This is a genomic window from Rhodococcus sp. AQ5-07 (assembly GCF_009707305.1).
GTDB lineage: Bacteria > Actinomycetota > Actinomycetes > Mycobacteriales > Mycobacteriaceae > Rhodococcus_F > Rhodococcus_F erythropolis.
Genome location: NZ_CP046099.1, coordinates 328,332 through 349,461, shown reverse-complemented (window position 1 = coordinate 349,461; position 21,130 = coordinate 328,332). Strand labels below are relative to the sequence as shown.

Sequence of the window (21,130 nt, the reverse complement as noted above, 5' to 3'; positions counted from 1 at the left end):
CATGAACAGCACTACCGTCGGACTGCTGGTCGGTCTGCTCCTCGCGCTCGCCGGAATCATGGGCGGATTCAGCGGATTCGTCTTCGCCGTCCTGCTCGGCGCCGCCGGTATGGCGATCGGAGCACACCGCGACGGACATCTCGATCTCGGCGCGATCCTCCGAAGCCGTGGCCGTGGCTGAGCCGACCACTCCGAACGCGGCAGACGATCCCGGCCTACGAGGTTCACTGGTCATCAAGGACCGGGCGATGGCCAAGATAGCCACTGCCGCAGCGGTGAACGTCCCGGGGGTGGTCCGCCAGTCCGGTGGCTTGACCCGCCTGACCGGGCGCGACCTTCCGCGAGCCGACATCTCGATGGGCAGCGACGCCGTGGCCATCAATCTGTTCCTCGCTGTGTCCTGGCCATGTTCGGTCACCGAACTGACCGGTCGCGTGCGGGCAGAAGTCGGACGCAGCGTCGAGTCGCTGACCGGCCTGCCCCTCCACGACATGAACGTCATGATCGCGGCAACCGAGGGTTCTGACGAATCCTGTGTTTCCGGCGTCGAAATCGCGGAAGGCCCCGCACAGGAGGCACTCTCGGATCCGATTCCACCCCGAGTTCCCTCCGCGAACCCCGCCGCCGCGGTGTCAGCCGTCGTCATCGCGTGCGGTCTACTCGCACTCGCTTTCGTGGTCTCGCGCGAATGGTTCATCAACCGCGGAACCTTCGATTCGGCGCCCTGGATCCGAAACTCCGTGGAGTGGACGTCGCGTCTGCACTGGCAACCGTGGCTGCTGCCGGTCGCGATCGCTGCCGTCGTCGCGGGCGTTGTCCTGATCATGTCCGCCCTCAAACGCCGGGCGAAAACCCATGTGCCGTTGGGTAACCCGAGCGCATCGACGGTATGGATGCGGCCGACGGACATTGCACGTCTGTGCAGTAGCCACGCAGCGGTCGTTCCCGGCGTCGACTCGGCCCACACCAGCGTCGACCGCAAACACATCAAGGTCCACATCGAATCCACCGGCGGCGATCGAACCGAACTTGCCGCGGCCGTCGACGCGGCAGTTCGGCCTCATCTCGCGATACTCCAGCAGCCACTGCAGCTTTCGGTAGTCGTGAGAGAAACGCCAGTACGACGAAAGGACGCCTCGTGAACCGTTGGATCTCCGCGGTCGATCGGACCATCGTCCTCATCGTCGGAATCGCACTCCTCGCGGCGGGCGCATACGCCATCGCGTGGGACGCGGGTGCCTCACTGATCAGGACCTGGGTGTCACGACTCGATCGTGAGGTCCTCTTCGGTCTTCCGGAGGAGCCTTGGTGGCACTGGGTGCTGTCGGGCACCTTCATCCTCTGCGTCTTCGCCGGTTTCGGGCTGTTGTACCTGAACCTTCGTCGACGCCGAACGAGCGCAGTCACATTGCGGCACAACGAGTCCGGCACAGACGTCAGTGTGGATCTGGGACCGGTCGCCGACGGCGTAGCGGCAGAACTCGCCCAGCTGAGCGGCGTGCGCAGCACCAGAAGCAAAGCGACGATCGATCGCGGACTGCCAACGCTGTCGATTGTCGTCACCGCAGACCCGGCGATCGATGTCGTCGGCTTCACCACTTCGGCCGAACACATCGCCCGTGCAACCAGGCGAAGCCTCGACGGCTCACCTGTCGCGGTACAGGTTCTGTTGCATCTCGACCGGGTAGAAGCCTCCAAGTAGAAGCACCCCGAACAACCGATTGCAGACCACCTGACCACAGACACAGAAAAGGCGCTCACTCCCCGAAGGGAATGAGCGCCTTTTCTAGTGCTGTGAATCAGCTAGCGAGACAAGAGTCTCACTTGATGATCTTGGCAACCTTGCCGGCGCCGACCGTACGGCCGCCTTCGCGAATTGCGAAGCGCAGGCCCTCGTCCATGGCGACAGGCTGGATGAGCTTGACGGACATCTCGGTGTTGTCACCGGGCATGACCATCTCGGTGCCCTCAGGCAGCGTCACGACGCCCGTAACGTCCGTGGTACGGAAGTAGAACTGCGGGCGGTAGTTGTTGAAGAACGGGGTGTGGCGGCCGCCCTCGTCCTTCGACAGGATGTATGCCTGGCCCTCGAACTCCGTGTGGGGAGTCGTGGTGCCCGGCTTGACGACAACCTGTCCACGCTCGACATCTTCGCGCTTGATGCCACGAACGAGCAGTCCGACGTTGTCGCCGGCCTGGCCCGAGTCGAGCAGCTTGCGGAACATCTCGATACCCGTGACGGTGGTCTTGGTGGAGGTCTCCTTGATGCCGACGATCTCCACCTCCTCGTTCACGTTGACCGAGCCACGCTCGATACGACCGGTGACAACCGTGCCACGGCCGGTGATCGTGAAGACATCCTCGACGGGCATGAGGAAGGGCTTGTCCGTCTCGCGGACCGGGTCCGGGATGGACTCGTCGACTGCAGCCATCAGGTCGAGGATGGACTGCGTCCACTTCGGGTCACCCTCGAGTGCCTTGAGTGCCGAGATCGGAATGACGGGGGCTTCCTCGTCGAATTCCTGAGCGGCCAGCAGTTCGCGGACCTCCATCTCGACGAGCTCGAGGATCTCGTCATCGTCAACCATGTCGGCCTTGTTCAGGGCGACGAGGATGTAAGGAACGCCAACCTGGCGAGCGAGCAGGACATGCTCGCGCGTCTGGGGCATCGGGCCGTCGGTAGCTGCGACGACGAGGATAGCGCCGTCCATCTGAGCTGCGCCGGTGATCATGTTCTTGATGTAGTCGGCGTGACCCGGTGCATCGACGTGCGCGTAGTGGCGCTTTTCCGTCTGGTACTCAACATGCGAGATGTTGATCGTGATGCCACGAGCCTTTTCCTCGGGAGCCTTGTCGATCTGATCGAAGGCCGAAGCCTCGTTCAGGTCGGGGAATGCATCCGCGAGAACCTTGGTGATGGCCGCCGTCGTCGTGGTCTTGCCGTGGTCGACGTGACCAATGGTGCCGATGTTCACGTGCGGCTTCGTCCGCTCGAACTTCGCCTTCGCCACTTTGTGTCCTCCTGGACTGTTGTTGCTTGCCGTATGCAGCAGTGCGGTTGGTTGTTACTTGGTCGTGCTTCGTGCCGGAAGCAACCGAGGTCACTTGCCGGCGCGGGCTGGGGAGCTCGCTGTGCTTACTCGCCCGTCGCCTTGGCGATGATTTCCTTCGAGACGTTCGCGGGAACCTCTGCGTAGGAATCGAACACCATGGAGAAGTTCGCACGGCCCTGGGTCTTCGACCGCAGGTCACCGATGTAACCGAACATCTCCGAGAGCGGAACCAGCGCCTTCACGACACGGGCACCACTGCGTTCCTCCATGGCCTGGATCTGGCCACGGCGGGAGTTGAGGTCGCCGATCACGTCGCCCATGTACTCCTCGGGCGTTGTGACCTCGACAGCCATGAGCGGCTCGAGAATGACGGGGCCGGCCTTGCGGGCGGCTTCCTTCAGTGCCTGCGAACCGGCAACCTTGAACGCCATTTCCGAGGAGTCGACGTCGTGGTAAGCACCATCGAGCAGCGACAGCTTCAGGTTCACGAGCGGGTAGCCGGCGAGAACACCGTACTGCATCGCGTCCTGCGCACCAGCATCCACGGAGGGGATGTACTCGCGCGGGATACGTCCGCCGGAGACCTTGTTCTCGAACTCGTAGGTAGCACCGTCTTCGCCCACGAAAGGCTCCAGAGCGATGATGACCTTTGCGAACTGGCCCGAGCCACCCGTCTGCTTCTTGTGGGTGTAGTCGTGCTTCTCGACCTTCTTGGTGATGGTCTCGCGGTACGCAACCTGCGGCTTACCGACGTTCGCCTCGACCTTGAACTCGCGACGCATGCGGTCGACGAGGATGTCGAGGTGGAGCTCGCCCATACCGCCGATGACGGTCTGACCGGTCTCTTCGTCGAGTTCGACCGAGAAGGTCGGATCCTCTTCGGCCAGCTTCTGGATCGCGACGCCCAGCTTTTCCTGGTCGGACTTGGTCTTGGGCTCGATGGAGACCTGGATGACCGGCGCGGGGAACGACATCGACTCGAGGACGATGGGGCTCGCCTGATCGCACAAGGTGTCACCGGTGGTGGTGTCCTTGAGGCCGATCATTGCGTAGATGTGGCCGGCTACGGCCTCGTCTACCGGGTTCTCCTTGTTGGCGTGCATCTGGAAGAGCTTTCCGATGCGCTCCTTCTTGCCCTTGGTTGCGTTGAGCACCTGAGCGCCCGGATCGATACGACCCGAGTACACGCGGACGAAGGTCAGCTTGCCGAAGAACGGGTGAGCAGCGATCTTGAAGGCGAGAGCCGAGAACGGCTCTTCCTTGCTCGGCTTGCGAGTGATCTCTACTTCTTCGTCACCGAGCTTGTGGCCGACGACCTCGCCGATGTCCAGCGGGTTCGGCAGGTAATCGATGACTGCGTCGAGCATGGGCTGAACGCCCTTGTTCTTGAACGCGGAGCCACAGATGACCGGGTACAGCTCGGAAGCGACCGTCATCTTGCGGATGGCGCCCTTGATTTCCTCGACCGTGAGCTCTTCGCCGCCGAAGTACTTCTCCATGAGAGCTTCGTCGGACTCGGCAACGGTTTCGAGCAGCTTCTCGCGGTACTCTGCAGCCTTCTCGACGAGGTCCGCGGGGATCTCTTCGATGGTCGGCAGTGCACCGGTCGGAACTACGCCGCGCCAGGTGATGGCACGCATCTCGACCAGGTCGACGACGCCGTCGAAGTCGTCCTCAGCGCCGATGGGCAGCTGGAGAACGAGCGGCTTCGCGCCGAGACGGTCGATGATGGTCTGGACTGTGAAGTAGAAGTCCGCGCCCATCTTGTCCATCTTGTTGACGAAGCAGATGCGCGGAACGTCGTACTTGGCAGCCTGACGCCAAACCTGCTCGGACTGCGGCTCGACACCTTCCTTACCGTCGAAGACAGCAACTGCGCCGTCGAGCACGCGCAGCGACCGCTCCACCTCGACCGTGAAGTCGACGTGGCCGGGGGTGTCGATGATGTTGATCTGGTTGTTGTTCCAGAAGCAAGTCACGGCGGCAGACGTGATCGTGATGCCGCGTTCCTTCTCCTGCTCCATCCAGTCCGTCGTCGACGCACCGTCGTGCGTCTCACCGATCTTGTAATTGACACCGGTGTAGAACAGGATGCGCTCGGTGGTGGTGGTCTTGCCGGCATCGATGTGCGCCATGATGCCGATGTTGCGGACCTTGTTCAGGTCAGTCAGCACTTCCTGTGCCACAGGTTTCTTCCCCGCTCGTTGCTTGGTTTTCGGGTGTCGGCCGTATCCGGTGTGTTCCACCGTCAAGGCCATGGTCTTTCAATTATGTCTCTGCCGAAGCGAACCTGGCCACCTGCGTCCGGAAACCGGCGAGATGATCAGGTCGCCAACGGCGACAAGCGTCGGAGCCCCACCCGATGGCAGTTGCTCCGACGCTTTACATCACCAGCGGTAGTGGGCGAATGCCTTGTTGGCTTCGGCCATCTTGTGAGTGTCTTCGCGACGCTTCACAGCTGCACCGAGGCCATTGCTGGCATCGAGGAGCTCGTTGGCGAGACGCTCGACCATGGTCTTCTCACGACGTGCACGCGAGAAGGTGACCAGCCAGCGCAGTGCCAGCGTGGTGGAACGACCGGGACGAACCTCGACCGGCACCTGGTAGGTAGCGCCACCGACGCGGCGGCTACGAACCTCGAGTGCAGGCTTGACGTTGTCCAGGGCGCGCTTGAGAGTGACGACCGGATCGGTGCCGGTCTTCTCGCGTGCCTGCTCGAGAGCCTGGTACACGATTCGCTCTGCGGTGGACTTCTTGCCGTCCAGCAGGATCTTGTTGACGAGCTGCGTCACCAACGGGGAACCGTAAACCGGGTCGTTGATGAGCGGGCGCTTCGGAGCGGGGCCCTTACGTGGCATTAGCTCTTCTCCTTCTTGGCGCCGTAGCGGCTGCGTGCCTGCTTGCGACCCTTGACACCCTGGGTGTCCAGGGAGCCGCGGATGATCTTGTAACGGACACCCGGGAGGTCCTTCACACGACCGCCACGGACGAGCACCATGGAGTGCTCCTGAAGGTTGTGACCTTCACCGGGGATGTACGCGGTGACCTCGACCGAAGTCGTGAGGCGAACACGTGCGACCTTACGGAGCGCGGAGTTCGGCTTCTTGGGGGTGGTGGTGTACACGCGAGTGCACACGCCACGACGCTGCGGGCTGCCCTTGAGGGCTGCCGTCTTGACCTTGGCGGTCTTGTCGCGGCGACCCTTGCGGACCAGCTGGTTGATGGTTGGCATTTACCGGCTTTCTTGTGACGAACAGACTGCTCGAGCGAACTCGGGCCGTTCGAAAACGTGGCTGTTCTGAAATTAGGGATCTAGCAGTTGGAGCAAGAGAGCTGCTGCTCCTCACCCACCTCAGAGTCTGTACTCAGCACTTTCATGCCGCGCACTGCCCCCGAGGTCGGGCGTGTCGCATACCCCCACACAGGCAGCCGGATGCTCGTTCATCAGCAGTTTCTGCTCGAACGCGCGCACGGCAATACCTAGCTAGGCACACAGATCGGCCCGGGCATGCCGGACACGACCCATAACGATACCTGTCGGCGCGCCACGAGGTCAAAGCGAGGCCACGGTGATAGTGACCTCACGCTCTGACCAGACACTCTGGCTGCAAACTCAGACCACGCAGCCGGACCGGTCACGATCAGATGCTGCGGTTCAACGTCAACGCGCCGAGCTTTGCCGCAGCCTCGCACGGATCCGCGCCGCCCTGCGGCTCGGTGACCCACCACCCGAACACTCCCCCGGCCGGTGCGCTCGCGCTCACGCCGCAACTCTGCGGATCGGCCGGCTGGCGAACCTCGTAACCGCCACTGCCGTTGATGTCGATTTTCGCCACCACGTATCCCAGATGTTCGAATGCAGCGCGCTCGTGATCGAGGGTGCCCGTCTCGAACCAGTTGAAGGTGATCTTGATCGGACCCGCGGCCCCGATGCCGTCCCAACGGCAGATGGCGCCGAAGAACCCACGCCCGACGGCGTCGGCACCCACGGCACCGGCGATCTGCTCGTCGGTGACGGCCTCGCATTCTTGGAGGACGTTGGCGAATTCCTGGCTGTCACTACCGCCGTAGCTGCCCTCCGCACGGGGAGTCCCGATGACCACCGAGCCGCAGCCTGTCAGCAGAACCAGCGATCCAGCCAGGGCGAGCCCGATCCGTACGCGCTTCACGGCGCCCTCGAACTTCACTGTGCCCTCGAAACTGTTTTTTCCATCAGATCCCGCGCCACCGTGCATGGATCCGCGGTCGGTGGCAGCAAACCGTAGGTGATCGACCAGTGCACGAAGTCTCCGCCGAACGCGATACCCAACTCGCACAGCGAACCTGCCGTGGACGCGATGAAGCCTTGATGACCGCCGATCGTGATGTCGGCGGCGGGACGTCCGAGCAGGTCGGACCCGGCCCGTTCGCGGCCGATCGGGCTACCGCGGTACCAGGAGAAACTGACGCTCGGACCGCTCGAACCAGCGACCTCCCACTGGCAACCGACGCCGTTGCGCGTCGTCGTCGCAAAAGCGCCGAGGTTGAAGGCATTGACAACTTCTTCGTCGGTCACCGAGCCGCATTCGGCGAACATCGGACCGGGATCGGTGGGTGCGAGCGCCTGCGAACCCGCGCCGTCGCCCGGCTGATCGACGGCCCCGTCGTCGGAGCTGCAGCCGACCACCGCCGAAAGCACGGCAGCCGAGACCAATACCGAAGTCCCGATCGAAGTGAGGGTGCGTGCGGCCATGGAGCCGACTGTACTTCTCGGTGGCCCCCGACACACGCCACGTACGCACCTCGCTCACCGGTCGCCGCCACGCCGCTACCGATTCAGGGAGTTGAGACCGGTACCCGAACCAGCGTGGAATCCAATTGCGCCGCCCATTGTTTGACCACCTCGGTGCGTCGACGCGAGTCGTCGGTCAAGACGTCTGCCAGCCCCAGCCCGCGGGCCAGGTCCAGGGTCGCCTGTACCAAACGGTGCGTCACCGGATCGGAGTCGTCGACGCCCAGACTCTCGACGGCCATGCGGTGCGCGATGCGCCCGAACCGTTCCTCGAGGGGCAACACGCGGGCCCGCAGGTCGGGGTCGGAGGCAGCGGCCGTCCACACCTGCAGTGCTGCTTTGAACAGAGTCCCGGTGTAGTACTCGACCAACCGCGAAATGACCGCCTCGGTTCGTCCGGCACCCACCGGAAGGTCGGTCGATTCCTTTCGTGCCTGATCCATCCTGGCGTCGAACATCACCTCGAGCGCCGCGGTGATGAGGTCCTCGCGGGTCGGGAAGTGATGCTGCATCGCACCGCGGGACACCCCGGCACGCTGGGCGACGACGCTCATCGTCGTTGCGCTCCATCCGAGTTCGGCGAGACACTCCACAGTCACTTCGAGCAGGTGGGAGCGCGTGACTCGACTTCGGTCCTGCTTGGGTTCTCGAGTCATCGCGCCGCCATCCTTTCTACCGCTGTGTTCCAGTGCGCAGTTCTACTGCGCCCAGGCTGCTGGACGCTTCTGCAAGAAAGACATCATGCCCTCACGAGCCTCGTCAGAGGAAAACAGCCGGGCAGACTGCGCGATCATCTCCTCGCCGTCACGGTCGAATCCGGCCAGGACCGAACGCGTCGTGATCCACTTCGATTCGGCAAGTCCCTGCGGTGAACATTGACGCAAGGTGCCGAGCAGTTCGGTGATCGACTCCCCCGTGTCCTGCGACGCGGCGGTGACGAGTCCGATGGATTCGGCCTCGTGCTGGCCGAACTTCTCTCCGGTGAGCAGGTATCGGCTCGCAGATCGCTGGTCGAGCCTCGGTAGGACCGTGAGCGAAATGATGGACGCTGCCAAACCCAACCGTGATTCCGTCACCGCGAAGGTGCTCGCCGGTCCGGCGACGACGATGTCGCACGCCCCGACAAGACCCATACCCCCGGCTCGGACGTGACCGTCGATGCGCCCGATCACCGGCTTGGGAAGCTCGAGAATGCTGCGCAAGAGCGTCAGCATTCCCCGCCCTCGTTCTTTGACGGCCTCTTCCGGAGATAAGGACGATCCGGAAGCCTCGCTGAGATCGGCTCCCGCACAGAATGTTCCACCGGTGTGGGTGAGCACCACCGCTCGAACTGCCGGATCGGCGGCCGCTGACGTCAACCCCGCTTGTAACTCCGTGACCAACCGCGTCGAAATCGCGTTGCGGTTGTGGGGTGAGTCGAGAGTGATCGTGGCAGCACCGCCCGATACTTCGTACCGTACGTATGGCTTGTCCTGATCCGTCATGAGTCTCCTCTTCAGTAGGACCGTTTAGTACGACCGCGGCAGACCGAGAGAGTGCTGCGAGACGAAGTTGAGGATCATCTCGCGGCTCACCGGCGCGACGCGGGCGATACGGGCCGCGCCGAGCATGGCGGCCAACCCGTATTCCTTCGTCAGGCCTGCGCCGCCGTGCGTCTGGATCGCCTGATCGAGCGCCTTGATGCTGGCTTCGGCGGCGGCGTACTTTGCCATGTTCGCGGCTTCGGCAGCACCGAAATCGTCACCGCTGTCGTAGAGCACTGCGGCCTTCTGCATCATCAGCTTGGCGAGCTCGAGTTCGATCTTCACCTGCGCGAGTGGATGCGAAATACCTTGGTGCGCACCGATCGGCGTCTTCCACACCGTGCGCTCGTTGGCGAACTTCACCGCAGCGTTCAGGGCGTAACGGCCCATGCCGATAGCCATCGACGCACCCAGGATGCGCTCGGGGTTGAGGCCGGCGAACAACTGCATCAGGGCGGCATCGGCTTCACCGACCAGAGCGTCGGCCGGCAAACGGACGTCGTCGAGGAACAAGATGAACTGGTGGTCCGGCTCGATGATGTCCATCTCCATCTGCGTCTTCACGAATCCGGGAGAATCCGTGGGGACGATGAACAGAGCGGGCTTGAGCTTGCCGGTCTTGGAGTCCTCGGTGCGCGCGACGATGAGGACCGCGTCAGCCTGATCGACACCCGAGATGTAGATCTTGTTGCCGCTCAGGATCCAGTCGTCGCCATCCCTGCGTGCCGTCGTGGTGATCTGATGAGAGTTGGAACCGGCGTCGGCCTCGGTGATTCCGAACGCCATGATCTTGGAGCCGTCGGCGAGGCTGGGTAGCCACTGCTGCTTCTGCTCCGCCGTGCCGTACTTGCCGATGATGGTGCCGCAGATGGCCGGGGATACGACAACCAGGAGCAGACCGGCGCCCTGCGCCGCCAATTCCTCCTGCACCAGCGCGAGTTCGTAGATACCGGCACCGCCGCCGCCGTATTCCTCCGGCAGGTTGACGCCCAGGAATCCGAGTTTGCCCGCCTCGTTCCACAATTCGGTGAGCGGCTCACCCTTGCGCGCCTTGGGCAGCACGTAGTCGACGTAGTTGAAGCGCTCACCCAGTTTGGAAACGGATGCCCGCAGTTCCTTCTGCTCTTCGGTTTCGATGAAACTCATCATGCTTCCTCTTCTGTAGCGGGTTCTTCCACACGTGCGAGTACCGATCCGACTTCGACCTGCTGGCCGACGGCGACCGGAAGTTCTACCAGGACACCGGCAGTCGGCGCGGTGACGGTGTGTTCCATCTTCATGGCCTCTAGCCACAGAATCGGCTGGCCGGCAGTGACGGTGTCACCGAGTGCGGCGCCGAGGCGGATAACCGATCCCGGCATCGGAGCGAGCAACGAACCGGCGGCGACTTCCGCCGACGGATCCACGAAGCGCGGTGCTGCCGTCAACGCGACTGGGCCCAGCGAGGAGTCGACAAAAATCTCACTCCCGTATGCCGCCACGTCGAACGAGCGCTGTACTCCGCTCTGCTCGAGCACTACTCGGGCAGCAGTTGCCGATACCACGCTCACGTCGTCGAAGCCTTCTGCGTTCAACACGCCGCTTCGACTCAGGGAGTAGCGGACGTCGTAGTCGCCCGACGCAGTGGAGTAGCTCTTGCTCTGCGGCTGCGACGGCAGGTTGCGCCACCCGCTGGGCAAGCGGCCGATGACGCGCGCCGACGCCCGGTTGTGCGCGGCATCGGCAAGTGCCGCCGCTAGCGCCGAAAGCCTTTCGGCGTCGGTGTCGGCCAGAGGCGTTGACAACTTCTCGAGGTCATGGGTCTCGAAGAACGCCGTATCGGTGTCCCCGGCAATGAAGGCGGGGTGAGCCAGGACATTGACGAGCAGATCGCGGTTGGTGCGCAGGCCGTGAATCCTGGTGCGCGCCAGCGTCGACGCGAGCAGCCGGGCAGCTGCTGTCCGCGTCGGCGCGTACGAGATGATCTTGGCCAACATCGGGTCGTAGTGGACGCCGACAACACTGCCGTCGACGACGCCGGAGTCGAGGCGAACGCCCTGCTCACGCAGAACACTGAATTCTTGCGGGTCACCGGGCAACTCGATGTGGTGAACGGTTCCACTCTGAGGCTGCCAGTTCTTGGCGGGGTCCTCGGCGTACAGTCGCACCTCGATCGAATGCCCCCGGATCTCCGGCTGTTCGTCCGGAAGTGCTTCACCTGAAGCGACCTGCAATTGCAGTTCCACCAGATCGAGTCCGGTGGTGCACTCGGTGACCGGATGCTCTACCTGCAAACGGGTGTTCATTTCCAGGAAGAAGAAGTCGCCTTTTTCGTCAGCCAGGAATTCAACGGTTCCTGCGCCTTCGTAGCCGATGGCGTTGGCTGCGAGCCGCGAGGCGTCGAACAGCTTCTCGCGCATGGCGGGGATGCGCTGCACGAGCGGCGACGGCGCCTCTTCGACCACCTTCTGATGCCGACGCTGGATCGAGCACTCGCGCTCCCCCACCGCCCACACCCCACCGTGGCGATCGGCCATGACCTGGACCTCGATGTGCCGACCGGTCTCGAGGTAGCGCTCGCAGAAGACCGTCGGGTCGCCGAAGGCGGACTGCGCCTCACGCCGCGCCGCTTCCAGTTCGCCTTCCAGCGCCGACAATTCACGAACGACACGCATGCCGCGTCCGCCGCCGCCCGCCGACGCCTTGATCAGCACTGGCAGATGAGCTTCGGTCACCGCAGCGGGATCGAGTTCGGACAGCACCGGAACTCCGGCGGCGTCCATGATCTTCTTGGACTCGACCTTCGACCCCATGAGCTCGATGGATTCGACGGGTGGGCCGATCCACGTCAGCCCCGCGTCGATGACGCTGCGCGCGAACTCCGCGTTCTCGGAGAGGAATCCGTAGCCGGGGTGAATCGCGTCGGCGCCCGAAGCCTTCGCGGCGGCGATGATCAACTCGCCCCGCAGGTAGGTCTCGGCAGGCGTGTTACCCGGCAGGCGAACCGAAGCATCGGCTTCGGCGACGTGAGGGCTGTCGGCATCCGCGTCGGAAAATACCGCAACCGTGCCGATTCCGTTCTTCCGACAGGTTGCGAAGACACGGCGGGCGATTTCGCCACGATTGGCGACCAGTACTGAAGTGATTGTCACGGCGTGCCTCACATACGGAAGACGCCGAAGTTCTCGGTGCCTTCGATCGGGGCGGTGGCAATGGCCGACAGGCACATTCCCACCACGGTGCGGGTGTCTCGGGGATCGATGACGCCGTCGTCGTACAGACGCCCGGACAGGAACATCGGAAGTGACTCGGCCTCGATCTGGTTCTCGATCATCGCGCGCATGCCGGCATCAGCCTGCTCGTCGAAAACCTGGCCGCGGGCCTCGGCAGCAGCGCGTCCCACGATGGAGATGACGCCGGCAAGCTGCGCACCGCCCATGACGGCGGACTTGGAACTGGGCCAGGCAAAGAGGAATCTCGGATCGAATGCCCGTCCGCACATGCCGTAGTGACCGGCGCCGTACGACGCTCCGAGCAGGATCGAGATGTGCGGAACCTTGGAGTTGGCTACCGCATTGATCATCATCGATCCGTGCTTGATCATGCCGCCCTCCTCGTATTCCTTACCCACCATGTAGCCGGTGGTGTTGTGCAGGAACAGCAACGGCGTGTTGGAGCGGTTGGCGAGCTGGATGAACTGCGTTGCCTTCTGGGACTCCTCACTGAAGAGCACTCCACGTGCGTTGGCCAAGATGCCGATCGGGTAACCGTTGAGTTCGGCCCAGCCGGTCACGAGGGAGGAACCGTAGAGCGGCTTGAACTCGTCGAAGTCGGAACCGTCGACGATACGGGCGATGACCTCACGCGGATCGAACGGAATCTTCAGGTCGGCCGGAACGATGCCGAGCAACTCTTCCGGATCCTCGAGCGGTTCGATGATCTCCGCGCGAGGCGCCGGCCCCTTCTTGGTCCAGTTGAGTCGCTTGACGATCGAGCGACCGATGCGGATCGCGTCCTGCTCGTCGGCTGCGAAGTAGTCAGCCAACCCGGACTTGCGAGCGTGCATTTCGGCGCCGCCGAGTGCCTCGTCATCTGATTCCTCACCGGTGGCCATCTTGACCAGCGGCGGGCCTGCGAGGAACACCTTGGAGCGTTCCTTGATCATCACGACGTGGTCGGACATGCCCGGGATGTACGCGCCGCCGGCAGTCGAGTTACCGAAGACCAGTGCAATGGTGGGGATACCGGCTGCGGAAAGCTGTGTGAGGTCACGGAACATACGCCCGCCCGGGATGAACACCTCCTTCTGCGTCGGCAGGTCTGCACCGCCGGACTCGACCAGCGAGATCACCGGGAGGCGATTTTGCATGGCGATGTCGTTGGCGCGGAATCCCTTACGCAGCGTCCACGGATTGCTGGTGCCGCCGCGCACAGTGGGATCGTTGGCGACGATCAGGCATTCGACACCTTCGACAACGCCGATACCGACCACGGTGCTGGCGCCGACCGGGAAGTCACTCCCCCATGCAGCGAGGGGACACAGCTCGAGAAACGGCGAATCCTGATCGAGCAGGAGTTCGATCCGCTCGCGCGCCAGAAGCTTTCCCCGTTTGTGGTGCCGCTCGGTGTACTTCTCGCCGCCACCGGCAAGCGCTTTGGCGTGCTCGACCTCGATCTCGGCGAGCTTGGTGTTCATGGTCGATGTTGCGGTCTGATACACCTCGGAATTGGTGTCCAGCGTTGACCGGATGACACTCATGACTGATACCCCAATCGCTTGGCCGCGAGGCCGGTGAGGATTTCGGTGGTTCCGCCACCGATTCCCAGAATTCGCATGTCCCGGTACTGCCTCTCCACTTCACTTTCCTGCATGTATCCGAGGCCGCCGAACAGCTGAACGGCTTGGTTCGCAACCCATTCGCCCGTCTCGACTGCCGTGTTCTTCGCGAAGCACACCTCGGCGATCAGGTCGCCGTCACCGGCCATGTACCGCTCGATCACCGAGTGGGTGTACACCTTGGCGACGTCGATCTTGCGGGCCATCTCGGTGACGGTGTTCTGCACGGCCTGCCGACTGATGAGGGGCCGACCGAAAGTTTCGCGGGCGCGGCACCATTCGAGGGTCAGCTCCAGGCAACGTTCTGCACTGGCATACGCCTGCGCGGCGAGCGCGACACGTTCGGAAACAAATGCCTGGGCGATCTGCGCGAAGCCGCTGTTCTCTGCGCCGACCAAATTCTCCACCGGAACCCGGGCATCGACAAAGGACAGTTCCGCGGTATCGGATGCACGCCAGCCCATCTTCTCGAGTTTGCGCGAGACGGTGAATCCCGGTGTGCCCTTCTCGATCACGAGCAGTGAGACACCACCCGCGCCGGGACCACCGGTGCGCACTGCGGTAACGACGAAGTCGGCTCGAACGCCGGAGGTGATGAACGTCTTGGCGCCGTTCACGACGTAATGATCGCCGTCGCACTTGGCTGTGGTTGTCAGGTGCCCGACGTCGCTGCCTCCGCCGGCCTCGGTGATGGCGAGCGAGCCGATCTTGTCGCCGCGCAGGGTCGGCTTGACCCACTTCTCGATCTGCGCCTCGTCGCCGGCCGCGATCAGGTGCGGCACCGCGATGCCGCAGGTGAAGAGCGATGCGAACAGCCCGCCCGACGCACCTGCCTGATGCATCTCCTCACAGATCACGATGGAGTCGACGGCGTCGCCGCCCTCACCGCCCACCGATTCGGGAGCACTGGCGCCGAGCAGCCCGAGAGCGCCTGCCTTGCGGTGTAATTCGCGCGGAATCTCGCCGTCGCGCTCCCACTGCGTCAGATGCGGCAGAATCTCCTGGTTCACGAATCCGCGTACGGTCTCGCGAAGCGCAAGCCTTTCCGGTGTGGTCCACACGGTCACCGTGAATCCTCTTTCTCGTCAGTTACGGGGAGTAGCGAAATCGGGATGTCGATGTGGCGCGAGCGCAGCCATTCACCAATTCCCTTGGCCTGCGGATCGAACCGTGCCTGTGAGGCGACACCCTGACCGAGGATTCCCTCGATCACGAAGTTGACGGCACGAAGGTGCGGAAGCTGGTAGCGAGTGACGTTCAGGTCTGCTGCTTCCGGTAGCAGTTCCTTGAGCATTTCGACGGTCAGGTTGTGCGCCAACCACTTCCACTGATCGTCCGTGCGAACCCAGACGCCGACGTTGGCATTTCCACCCTTGTCGCCACTACGGGCACCGGCGATCGTGCCGAGTGGCACCGAAAGCGAAGACTGTGGCGGCAACGGTTCCGGACGCTCAGGTTCGTCGACGGCTTCGAGGTCCCGCGTCAGCGTCGACGGAGCGATGTCCACGCGAGTGCCGTCGGGCAGTACGGCCATGTGAGGCACCGATCCGGCGTCGACGTAGCCGGGGGTGAACACTCCATACGGTTGTCCGTTGCTCGGCGGCGCGGTCAGCGAGAAGCCTGGGTAACTGGCGAGTGCCATTTCCACCGCAACCGCAGAGAAGGGACGACCGATCACCTTGGGATCGGAATCGCGAACCACGCAGCGCAGCAACGCACTCGCGGTTTCCTCGGTGTCGGAATCCGGATGATCCGTGCGAGCGAGAGTCCAGACCAGTTCGGCGGGCTTCTTCGTCAGCCAGGATTCGAGTTGAGTCTTCGCCAGATCGGCCTTGGCCTCGATGTCGAGACCCGTGAGGATGAACGTGGCCTCGTTGCGGAACCCGGCCAGCGTGTTGAGTGAGACCTTGTACTGCGGCGGCGGAGCCTCGCCCGTGACGCCGCTGATCAGCACCCGATCCGGGCCTTCCTGGGTGAGCACCGCGTTGTCGATGCGGGTGGTCACGTCCGGGCCTGCGTAGCGCCCACCCGTGATCTCGTACAGCAGCTGCGCCGTCACGGTGCCGACGCTCACCTCGCCGTCCGTTCCGGCATGCTTGGTGATGACCGAAGACCCGTCCGCGTTGATCTCGGCGATCGGGAAGCCAGGACGGCCCAGATTCGGAATCTCGGCGAAGAACGCGTAGTTGCCGCCGGTGGCCTGGGTTCCGCACTCGATGACGTGGCCCGCCGCGACAGCACCGGCCAGCTGATCGAAATCATCTCGCTTCCAACCGAAATGGTGAGCGGCGGGACCGACGATCACCGAAGCGTCGGTGACACGTCCGGTGACCACGACATCGGCGTCGGCTGACAATGCTTCGACGATGCCCCAGGCGCCGAGGTACGCGTTGGCCGTGAGCGGGGAGCCGAGTCCGAGTTCGTCTGCCCGAGAGACCAGATCGTCGCCCTCGACGTGGGCGATCTTCGCGTTCAACCCCAGCTTGGTGTTGACCTCGCGCAGCGCGTGCGCCAGTCCGGCCGGGTTGAGTCCGCCGGCATTCGCGACGATCTTCACGCCCTTGTCGAGCGCAAGTCCGAGGGTGTCTTCCACCTGTCGCAGGAACGTCTTCGCGTAGCCGAGCGACGGGTCCTTCATCCTGTCCCGTCCGAGGATCAACATCGTCAACTCGGCAAGGTAGTCGCCGGTCAGGTAGTCGAGGTCGCCGCCCTCGAGCATCTCGCGCATCGCCGAGATGCGGTCGCCGTAGAACCCGGAGCAGTTACCGATCCGTACCGAACTCATTTGCCCACCTTCGCTTCTCGTGCGGCTCGTCCCTCACCGCTGGGTCCGGCAAATGCCTGCGCGAACCCGAGCCACTCGTCCGCGTCGGCACCAACGGCAACCAGATCGAGATCGGCGCGATTGGCACGCTGAGTGACCAGCAAACAGAAGTCCAATGCGGGCCCGGTCACCTTCTGCGGTGCATCTTCCGGCCCCCAGGTCCAGAGCGAACCGTCCGGCGCCGTCAACTCAACCCGGAAATCGTCGGCGGGCGGCGTCTTCTCGTTGACCGAGTACGCAAAGTTCCGCGTACGGACACCCAGATGAGCGATGTTCTTGATGCGCGCCGTCGGGGCTCGCTCGACGCCGAGTGCGTCGGCAACGTCCTGCCCGTGCGCCCACGTCTCCATCAATCGCGCAGTTGCCATGGACACTCCGCCCATGGGCGGGCCGTACCAAGGAAACTTGGTACCGGACGGGGCGGCGGTGAGAGCCTCGACGAGAGCGGTGCGCCCCGCTCGCCAATCGGCGAGCAACTCCGCCGGCGGGCGGGCCGCCTGCTCGGCAGCACCGTCGTCGACAAATCCCGCCGGATTCACGAACGCCGCCTTCAACTGCTCCGCAAACCCGTCCGGGTCGGTGATCGCCAGGATCGCAGCACTGTCCGTCCAGTGCAGGTGCCCGATCTGATGCGCGACGCTCCACCCTTCCGCCGGCGTCATTGTCGCCCACTTCTCCTCGGGCAGATCCGCAACCAGGGCGTCGAGGCTCTCGCCTTCGGCCCGCAAGTCATCGATGAACGTCTGAAGTTCGGCCATGCGACCAGCATCACACCCGGGTCCATAAAAATCAAGCACGAATGATTGTTATTGAGAAATCTTGTGGTGAGAGACTGAGCTCAACTGCCATCGACTACCAGGAGCACCCATGAGCGACGCCGTACTGATCTCGCGAACCGGCGATGTGGTCACGTGGACCCTCAATCGCCCGGACACCCGCAACGCGATCTCCGAGATCGACATGATCGAGGCCCTCGAAGACGCGGTCACCGCAGTCAACCGAGATCAGAGTGTGCGAGCGGTCATCCTCACGGGGGCCGGGTCGGCTTTCTCCTCCGGCGGCAACGTCAAACACATGCGAGACAAGGAAGGCATGTTCGGTGGTGCTCCCGGCGAGATCCGCCAGGGCTACCGGCACGGCATCCAGCGCATTCCGCTCGCGCTGTACACATGTGAGGTGCCGACCATCGCAGCCGTCAACGGCCCGGCCATCGGAGCGGGCTGCGACCTCTCCCTCATGTGTGACCTCCGCATCGCCTCGACCGCCGCAGTCTTCGCCGAGAGCTTCGTCAAGGTGGGACTCATCCCCGGCGACGGCGGAGCCTGGCTGCTCCCCCGCGCGATCGGCAACGCCCGCGCCGCCGAGATGGCATTCACCGGCGAACCCATCGATGCTGCGAAGGCACTCGACTGGGGTCTGGTCTCGCAGATCACCGAACCCGAGGAATTGCTTTCCGCAGCGCACGCTTTGGCAGCTCGTGTAGCCGCCAATCCCCCGCAGGTACTCCGCATGACCAAGAGACTCCTCCGCGAAGGCCAGCACCAGAGCCTCGAGAGCCTGCTCGAACTCTCGGCCGCCATGCAGTCGATCGCCCACCACACCCGAGATCACCACGAAGCCGTCGCCGCGATGCTCGAGCGTCGAAGTCCCGAGTTCACCGGAGAATGAAGGCGGGCAGTCAGCTACTGCCGGTCGGCGCGGTCCTCACCTCGATACTGTCGCTCCAGTTCGGAGCGGCATTCGCGACGACATTGTTCTCGCAGATCGGGCCCGCCGGAGCCACGACGCTGCGGCTGACGATCGCCGCGATCATCCTCGGCGTCATCGTCCGCCCACGATGGAGCAGGTGGTCGAACCGGCAACGCAAAGGCATCTTCGCGCTGGGCATCGCCCTCGCCGTGATGAACGGCGCCTTCTACCTCGCCCTCGACACGGTGCCCATCGGCACGGCCGTCACCATCGAGTTCCTCGGACCGTTGACGCTGGCCGCAGTTCTGTCGCGTCGGTGGGCCGACGGAGCGTGGGTGCTGCTCGCCTTCGGCGGAGTGTTGCTGCTCGGGTTGGGGGATCACGGCGAATCCGGATTGGACCCAATCGGGGTGATGTTCGCGTTGATCGCCGCGACTGCGTGGGCCGGCTACATCGTGGCCGGTTCCCACCTGGCCGCGACGCTCCCGAGTGCCGACGGGTTGGCAGGGGCAAGCATCGTCGCAGCCGTCTTGACGCTCCCCTTCGGCGTCGTCTCGGGCGGAAGTGAACTGCTGGATCCGAAGATGCTCGCCGCAGGCGCGGCCGTCGCCGTCCTCTCGTCCGTCATCCCGTACAGCTTGGAAATGTGGGCGCTGCGCTCCTTGGCCAAGAAGGTCTTCGCGGTCCTCATCGCCCTCGAACCGGCAGCGGCCGCACTGGCCGGAGTCCTCGTGATCGGGCAAACGCTCGACGCTTTCACACTCGTCGCCATCGGACTGGTGGTGACCGCGGGTGTCGGGACGGTAGTCATGAATCGAAAGTCCACACCGAAATAGTCCAGGTACCGTCAGAGCACGTCATTCCAACGCACAGGAGAACCATGACCAACCCGATCATCGCCACCGTTCTCGGTAACACCCCACAGATCGACGAAAGTGCGTTCATCGCACCCAACGCCACCGTTGTCGGCGCTGTGACCATCGCTGCGGGAGCCAGCATCTGGTACGGCGCGGTTATCCGCGGCGACGCCGAATCGATCTCCATCGGCGCTGACACCAACATTCAGGACAACTGCACCGTGCACGCCGACCCGACGTTCCCCGCAGTGCTGGGCGAGCGAATCTCGGTCGGCCACAACGCAGTGCTGCACGGGTGCACCGTCGAAGACGACGTTCTCGTCGGCATGGGTGCCGTGGTGCTCAACGGCGCACACATCGGTTCGGGATCACTGATTGCAGCCGGTGCGGTCGTGTCTCAGGGGATGCAAATCCCGCCTGGATCACTGGTCGCCGGCGTGCCCGCCAAGGTCAAACGTGAACTCTCCGAAGGCGAAAAGGCCGGTATCACCGCCAACGGCGCCGGCTACATCATGCTCGCGAAGGCTCACCAGGACATCGAACAGGCCTGATCGAGACGATGCTCGCGGACGGTAGCCGCAAGAGCAACGACTAGCCTCGGGGCCGCAACGTACTGTTCGGCAACTCGGGTGCCGGGAGCGCCGGGCCGTCGTATCCCGGCACGACGCCGAAACGCTGGTCCGGGACGCTGCCGTCGAATCCGGAGGCCAGCTCGGTCTGCCACTTGCGTCGATACTCGACGATCTCTTCGTGGGTACGACCCATGAAGTTCCACCACATGATGACCTGCTCGCCCAACGGTTTCCCGCCGAGCAGTAGCAGTCGAGCCGGTTCGGATCCCGGATTGCGCAAAGTCAGTTTTCCGAAACCTGGTGCTTGATAACCCAACTCGGCCCAGCCGACGGTGGTACCACGCAGAACAACCGATCCTTGATCGACGATCACGCCGTGCTCATGTGAACGATCGACATCGAGGGCGATCTCGGCCCCAGGATCGAGAATCACCTCGGCACCGAGTAATTCGGTGAAGGTAGACACCGGAGACGTGTCACCGGCGAGCGAGCCGAGGAACACACTGAGCGTGACACCATCGGTGGTCACCGGCTCCGGTCGATAGTGAACGAACGCGGGTGCGGTATCGCGCGCCGCATCCGGCAGCGCCACCCACAACTGCATCCCGTGCAGAACCTTCGTATTCGGCGTCGACACCTCGGAGTGCGCGATCCCACTCCCGGCCGTCATCAAATTCAGTTCACCCGGCCGCACCATTGCATGGGAACCGATGCTGTCACGGTGCTCGATCTCTCCGGTGAACAGCCAACTCACCGTTTGCAATCCGGTATGCGGATGCGGCGGCACATGCATGCCCGGTCCTGAGCCGACGTCATCCGGACCGTAATGATCGGCAAAACACCATGCCCCGATCAGCGAACGCTCGCGTTGCGGAAGGGTGCGACGCACTCGCATCGCCCGCGGGCCACCGAGCGGTACGTCGCGCGGGGTGAGAATCTGAATCTCGCTCTCCGCCGGATGGCCTTCGCATTCCTGCTCGACGGGCTGCGCTTCGAGGTTGCTCATATCGTCCATCCTGCCTCTA

At 63.7% G+C, this 21,130-nt stretch carries 21 protein-coding genes; 6 read left to right on the top strand and 15 right to left on the bottom strand.

The features are described from left to right. Nucleotide 1 precedes the first annotated feature (1 nt). Genes GJB56_RS01760 through GJB56_RS01750 form a run of 3 tightly spaced genes read left to right on the top strand, consistent with a single transcriptional unit; the run spans nucleotide 2 to nucleotide 1,702 of the window. Nucleotides 2-181: a hypothetical protein gene (locus GJB56_RS01760; RefSeq protein WP_003942043.1), complete on the top strand. Its 180-nt coding sequence runs from the start codon at nucleotides 2-4 to the stop codon at nucleotides 179-181. Continuing rightward, nucleotides 168-1,142 carry a DUF6286 domain-containing Asp23/Gls24 family envelope stress response protein gene (locus GJB56_RS01755; protein WP_019744281.1) on the top strand — a complete coding sequence of 325 codons (975 nt, stop codon included), beginning with the start codon at nucleotides 168-170 and terminating at the stop codon, nucleotides 1,140-1,142. Before GJB56_RS01760 ends, GJB56_RS01755 begins: the two co-directional genes overlap by 14 nt. Then, nucleotides 1,139-1,702 (top strand): hypothetical protein, encoded by a 564-nt coding sequence (locus GJB56_RS01750; RefSeq protein ID WP_019744282.1) that lies wholly within the window; start codon nucleotides 1,139-1,141, stop codon nucleotides 1,700-1,702. The genes GJB56_RS01755 and GJB56_RS01750 overlap by 4 nt, the downstream gene beginning before the upstream one ends. A 118-nt stretch (nucleotides 1,703-1,820) precedes the next feature. Here GJB56_RS01750 and tuf read toward each other — a convergent pair whose 3' ends face one another. The 14 genes from tuf to GJB56_RS01680 form a co-directional block, all read right to left on the bottom strand. Further along, a complete protein-coding gene (tuf, locus tag GJB56_RS01745; protein WP_019744283.1) occupies nucleotides 1,821-3,011 on the bottom strand; it encodes an elongation factor Tu in 1,191 nt (396 codons plus the stop codon). A gap of 125 nt (nucleotides 3,012-3,136) precedes the next feature. Then, on the bottom strand, nucleotides 3,137-5,239 hold the full coding sequence (fusA, locus tag GJB56_RS01740) for an elongation factor G (protein WP_003942073.1): 2,103 nt from the start codon (nucleotides 5,237-5,239) through the stop codon (nucleotides 3,137-3,139). Nucleotides 5,240-5,440: 201 nt separating this feature from the next. Further along, on the bottom strand, nucleotides 5,441-5,911 hold the full coding sequence (gene rpsG, locus GJB56_RS01735) for a 30S ribosomal protein S7 (RefSeq protein WP_003941856.1): 471 nt from the start codon (nucleotides 5,909-5,911) through the stop codon (nucleotides 5,441-5,443). Then, nucleotides 5,911-6,285, bottom strand: coding sequence for a 30S ribosomal protein S12 (gene rpsL, locus GJB56_RS01730; RefSeq protein WP_003941908.1), 375 nt, complete (start codon nucleotides 6,283-6,285; stop codon nucleotides 5,911-5,913). Before rpsL ends, rpsG begins: the two co-directional genes overlap by 1 nt. Before the next feature lie 409 nt (nucleotides 6,286-6,694). Further along, entirely contained in the window at nucleotides 6,695-7,240 is a 546-nt protein-coding gene (locus tag GJB56_RS01725; RefSeq protein ID WP_060939051.1) for a DUF3558 domain-containing protein, read from the bottom strand. Then, the gene (locus GJB56_RS01720; RefSeq protein ID WP_113682385.1) at nucleotides 7,237-7,785 is read right to left on the bottom strand and encodes a DUF3558 domain-containing protein; all 549 of its coding nucleotides are present in this window, start codon (nucleotides 7,783-7,785) and stop codon (nucleotides 7,237-7,239) included. Before GJB56_RS01720 ends, GJB56_RS01725 begins: the two co-directional genes overlap by 4 nt. Before the next feature lie 83 nt (nucleotides 7,786-7,868). Further along, nucleotides 7,869-8,480, bottom strand: a complete 612-nt coding sequence (locus tag GJB56_RS01715; RefSeq protein WP_113682384.1) for a TetR/AcrR family transcriptional regulator — start codon at nucleotides 8,478-8,480, stop codon at nucleotides 7,869-7,871. Between the two features lie 42 nt (nucleotides 8,481-8,522). Next, nucleotides 8,523-9,308, bottom strand: a complete 786-nt coding sequence (locus GJB56_RS01710; protein WP_046378231.1) for an enoyl-CoA hydratase family protein — start codon at nucleotides 9,306-9,308, stop codon at nucleotides 8,523-8,525. A 24-nt stretch (nucleotides 9,309-9,332) separates the two neighbouring features. Beyond that, nucleotides 9,333-10,493 carry an acyl-CoA dehydrogenase family protein gene (locus GJB56_RS01705; protein ID WP_029536739.1) on the bottom strand — a complete coding sequence of 387 codons (1,161 nt, stop codon included), beginning with the start codon at nucleotides 10,491-10,493 and terminating at the stop codon, nucleotides 9,333-9,335. After that, the gene (locus GJB56_RS01700) at nucleotides 10,493-12,478 is read right to left on the bottom strand and encodes an ATP-binding protein (RefSeq protein WP_113682449.1); all 1,986 of its coding nucleotides are present in this window, start codon (nucleotides 12,476-12,478) and stop codon (nucleotides 10,493-10,495) included. The genes GJB56_RS01705 and GJB56_RS01700 overlap by 1 nt, the downstream gene beginning before the upstream one ends. 8 nt (nucleotides 12,479-12,486) lie before the next feature. Next, nucleotides 12,487-14,085, bottom strand: a complete 1,599-nt coding sequence (locus GJB56_RS01695; protein ID WP_019744291.1) for an acyl-CoA carboxylase subunit beta — start codon at nucleotides 14,083-14,085, stop codon at nucleotides 12,487-12,489. After that, a complete protein-coding gene (locus GJB56_RS01690) occupies nucleotides 14,082-15,230 on the bottom strand; it encodes an acyl-CoA dehydrogenase family protein (protein ID WP_113682383.1) in 1,149 nt (382 codons plus the stop codon). Before GJB56_RS01690 ends, GJB56_RS01695 begins: the two co-directional genes overlap by 4 nt. Then, nucleotides 15,227-16,948 carry an acyclic terpene utilization AtuA family protein gene (locus GJB56_RS01685; protein WP_113682382.1) on the bottom strand — a complete coding sequence of 574 codons (1,722 nt, stop codon included), beginning with the start codon at nucleotides 16,946-16,948 and terminating at the stop codon, nucleotides 15,227-15,229. The genes GJB56_RS01690 and GJB56_RS01685 overlap by 4 nt, the downstream gene beginning before the upstream one ends. Further along, nucleotides 16,945-17,745, bottom strand: a complete 801-nt coding sequence (locus tag GJB56_RS01680; RefSeq protein WP_031331858.1) for a TIGR03084 family metal-binding protein — start codon at nucleotides 17,743-17,745, stop codon at nucleotides 16,945-16,947. The genes GJB56_RS01685 and GJB56_RS01680 overlap by 4 nt, the downstream gene beginning before the upstream one ends. A 109-nt stretch (nucleotides 17,746-17,854) precedes the next feature. Here GJB56_RS01680 and GJB56_RS01675 point away from each other — a divergent pair, with 109 nt between their 5' ends. Genes GJB56_RS01675 through GJB56_RS01665 form a run of 3 tightly spaced genes read left to right on the top strand, consistent with a single transcriptional unit; the run spans nucleotide 17,855 to nucleotide 20,084 of the window. Next, a complete protein-coding gene (locus GJB56_RS01675) occupies nucleotides 17,855-18,655 on the top strand; it encodes a crotonase/enoyl-CoA hydratase family protein (RefSeq protein WP_113682381.1) in 801 nt (266 codons plus the stop codon). Then, on the top strand, nucleotides 18,652-19,512 hold the full coding sequence (locus GJB56_RS01670) for an EamA family transporter (protein ID WP_020968975.1): 861 nt from the start codon (nucleotides 18,652-18,654) through the stop codon (nucleotides 19,510-19,512). The genes GJB56_RS01675 and GJB56_RS01670 overlap by 4 nt, the downstream gene beginning before the upstream one ends. Before the next feature lie 44 nt (nucleotides 19,513-19,556). Then, the gene (locus GJB56_RS01665) at nucleotides 19,557-20,084 is read left to right on the top strand and encodes a gamma carbonic anhydrase family protein (protein WP_003941993.1); all 528 of its coding nucleotides are present in this window, start codon (nucleotides 19,557-19,559) and stop codon (nucleotides 20,082-20,084) included. 40 nt (nucleotides 20,085-20,124) lie between these two features. On the opposite strand, the gene GJB56_RS01660 is transcribed toward GJB56_RS01665, so the two are convergent. Next, complete coding sequence (locus GJB56_RS01660; protein ID WP_195849575.1) at nucleotides 20,125-21,111, bottom strand: pirin family protein; 987 nt, start codon at nucleotides 21,109-21,111, stop codon at nucleotides 20,125-20,127. Between the last annotated feature and the right edge of the window lie 19 nt (nucleotides 21,112-21,130).

Bases quoted from the DNA above. Each gene is read 5' to 3' on its own strand.
- GJB56_RS01710 (WP_046378231.1), bottom strand. From the start codon at position 9,308: ATGACGGATCAGGACAAGCCATACGTACGGTACGAAGTATCGGGCGGT.
- GJB56_RS01675 (WP_113682381.1), top strand. From the start codon at position 17,855: ATGAGCGACGCCGTACTGATCTCGCGAACCGGCGATGTGGTCACGTGG.
- GJB56_RS01715 (WP_113682384.1), bottom strand. From the start codon at position 8,480: ATGACTCGAGAACCCAAGCAGGACCGAAGTCGAGTCACGCGCTCCCAC.
- GJB56_RS01705 (WP_029536739.1), bottom strand. From the start codon at position 10,493: ATGAGTTTCATCGAAACCGAAGAGCAGAAGGAACTGCGGGCATCCGTT.
- GJB56_RS01670 (WP_020968975.1), top strand. From the start codon at position 18,652: ATGAAGGCGGGCAGTCAGCTACTGCCGGTCGGCGCGGTCCTCACCTCG.
- GJB56_RS01685 (WP_113682382.1), bottom strand. From the start codon at position 16,948: ATGAGTTCGGTACGGATCGGTAACTGCTCCGGGTTCTACGGCGACCGC.
- GJB56_RS01760 (WP_003942043.1), top strand. From the start codon at position 2: ATGAACAGCACTACCGTCGGACTGCTGGTCGGTCTGCTCCTCGCGCTC.
- GJB56_RS01660 (WP_195849575.1), bottom strand. From the start codon at position 21,111: ATGAGCAACCTCGAAGCGCAGCCCGTCGAGCAGGAATGCGAAGGCCAT.
- rpsG (WP_003941856.1), bottom strand. From the start codon at position 5,911: ATGCCACGTAAGGGCCCCGCTCCGAAGCGCCCGCTCATCAACGACCCG.
- GJB56_RS01695 (WP_019744291.1), bottom strand. From the start codon at position 14,085: ATGAGTGTCATCCGGTCAACGCTGGACACCAATTCCGAGGTGTATCAG.
- GJB56_RS01680 (WP_031331858.1), bottom strand. From the start codon at position 17,745: ATGGCCGAACTTCAGACGTTCATCGATGACTTGCGGGCCGAAGGCGAG.
- GJB56_RS01720 (WP_113682385.1), bottom strand. From the start codon at position 7,785: ATGGCCGCACGCACCCTCACTTCGATCGGGACTTCGGTATTGGTCTCG.
- GJB56_RS01665 (WP_003941993.1), top strand. From the start codon at position 19,557: ATGACCAACCCGATCATCGCCACCGTTCTCGGTAACACCCCACAGATC.
- rpsL (WP_003941908.1), bottom strand. From the start codon at position 6,285: ATGCCAACCATCAACCAGCTGGTCCGCAAGGGTCGCCGCGACAAGACC.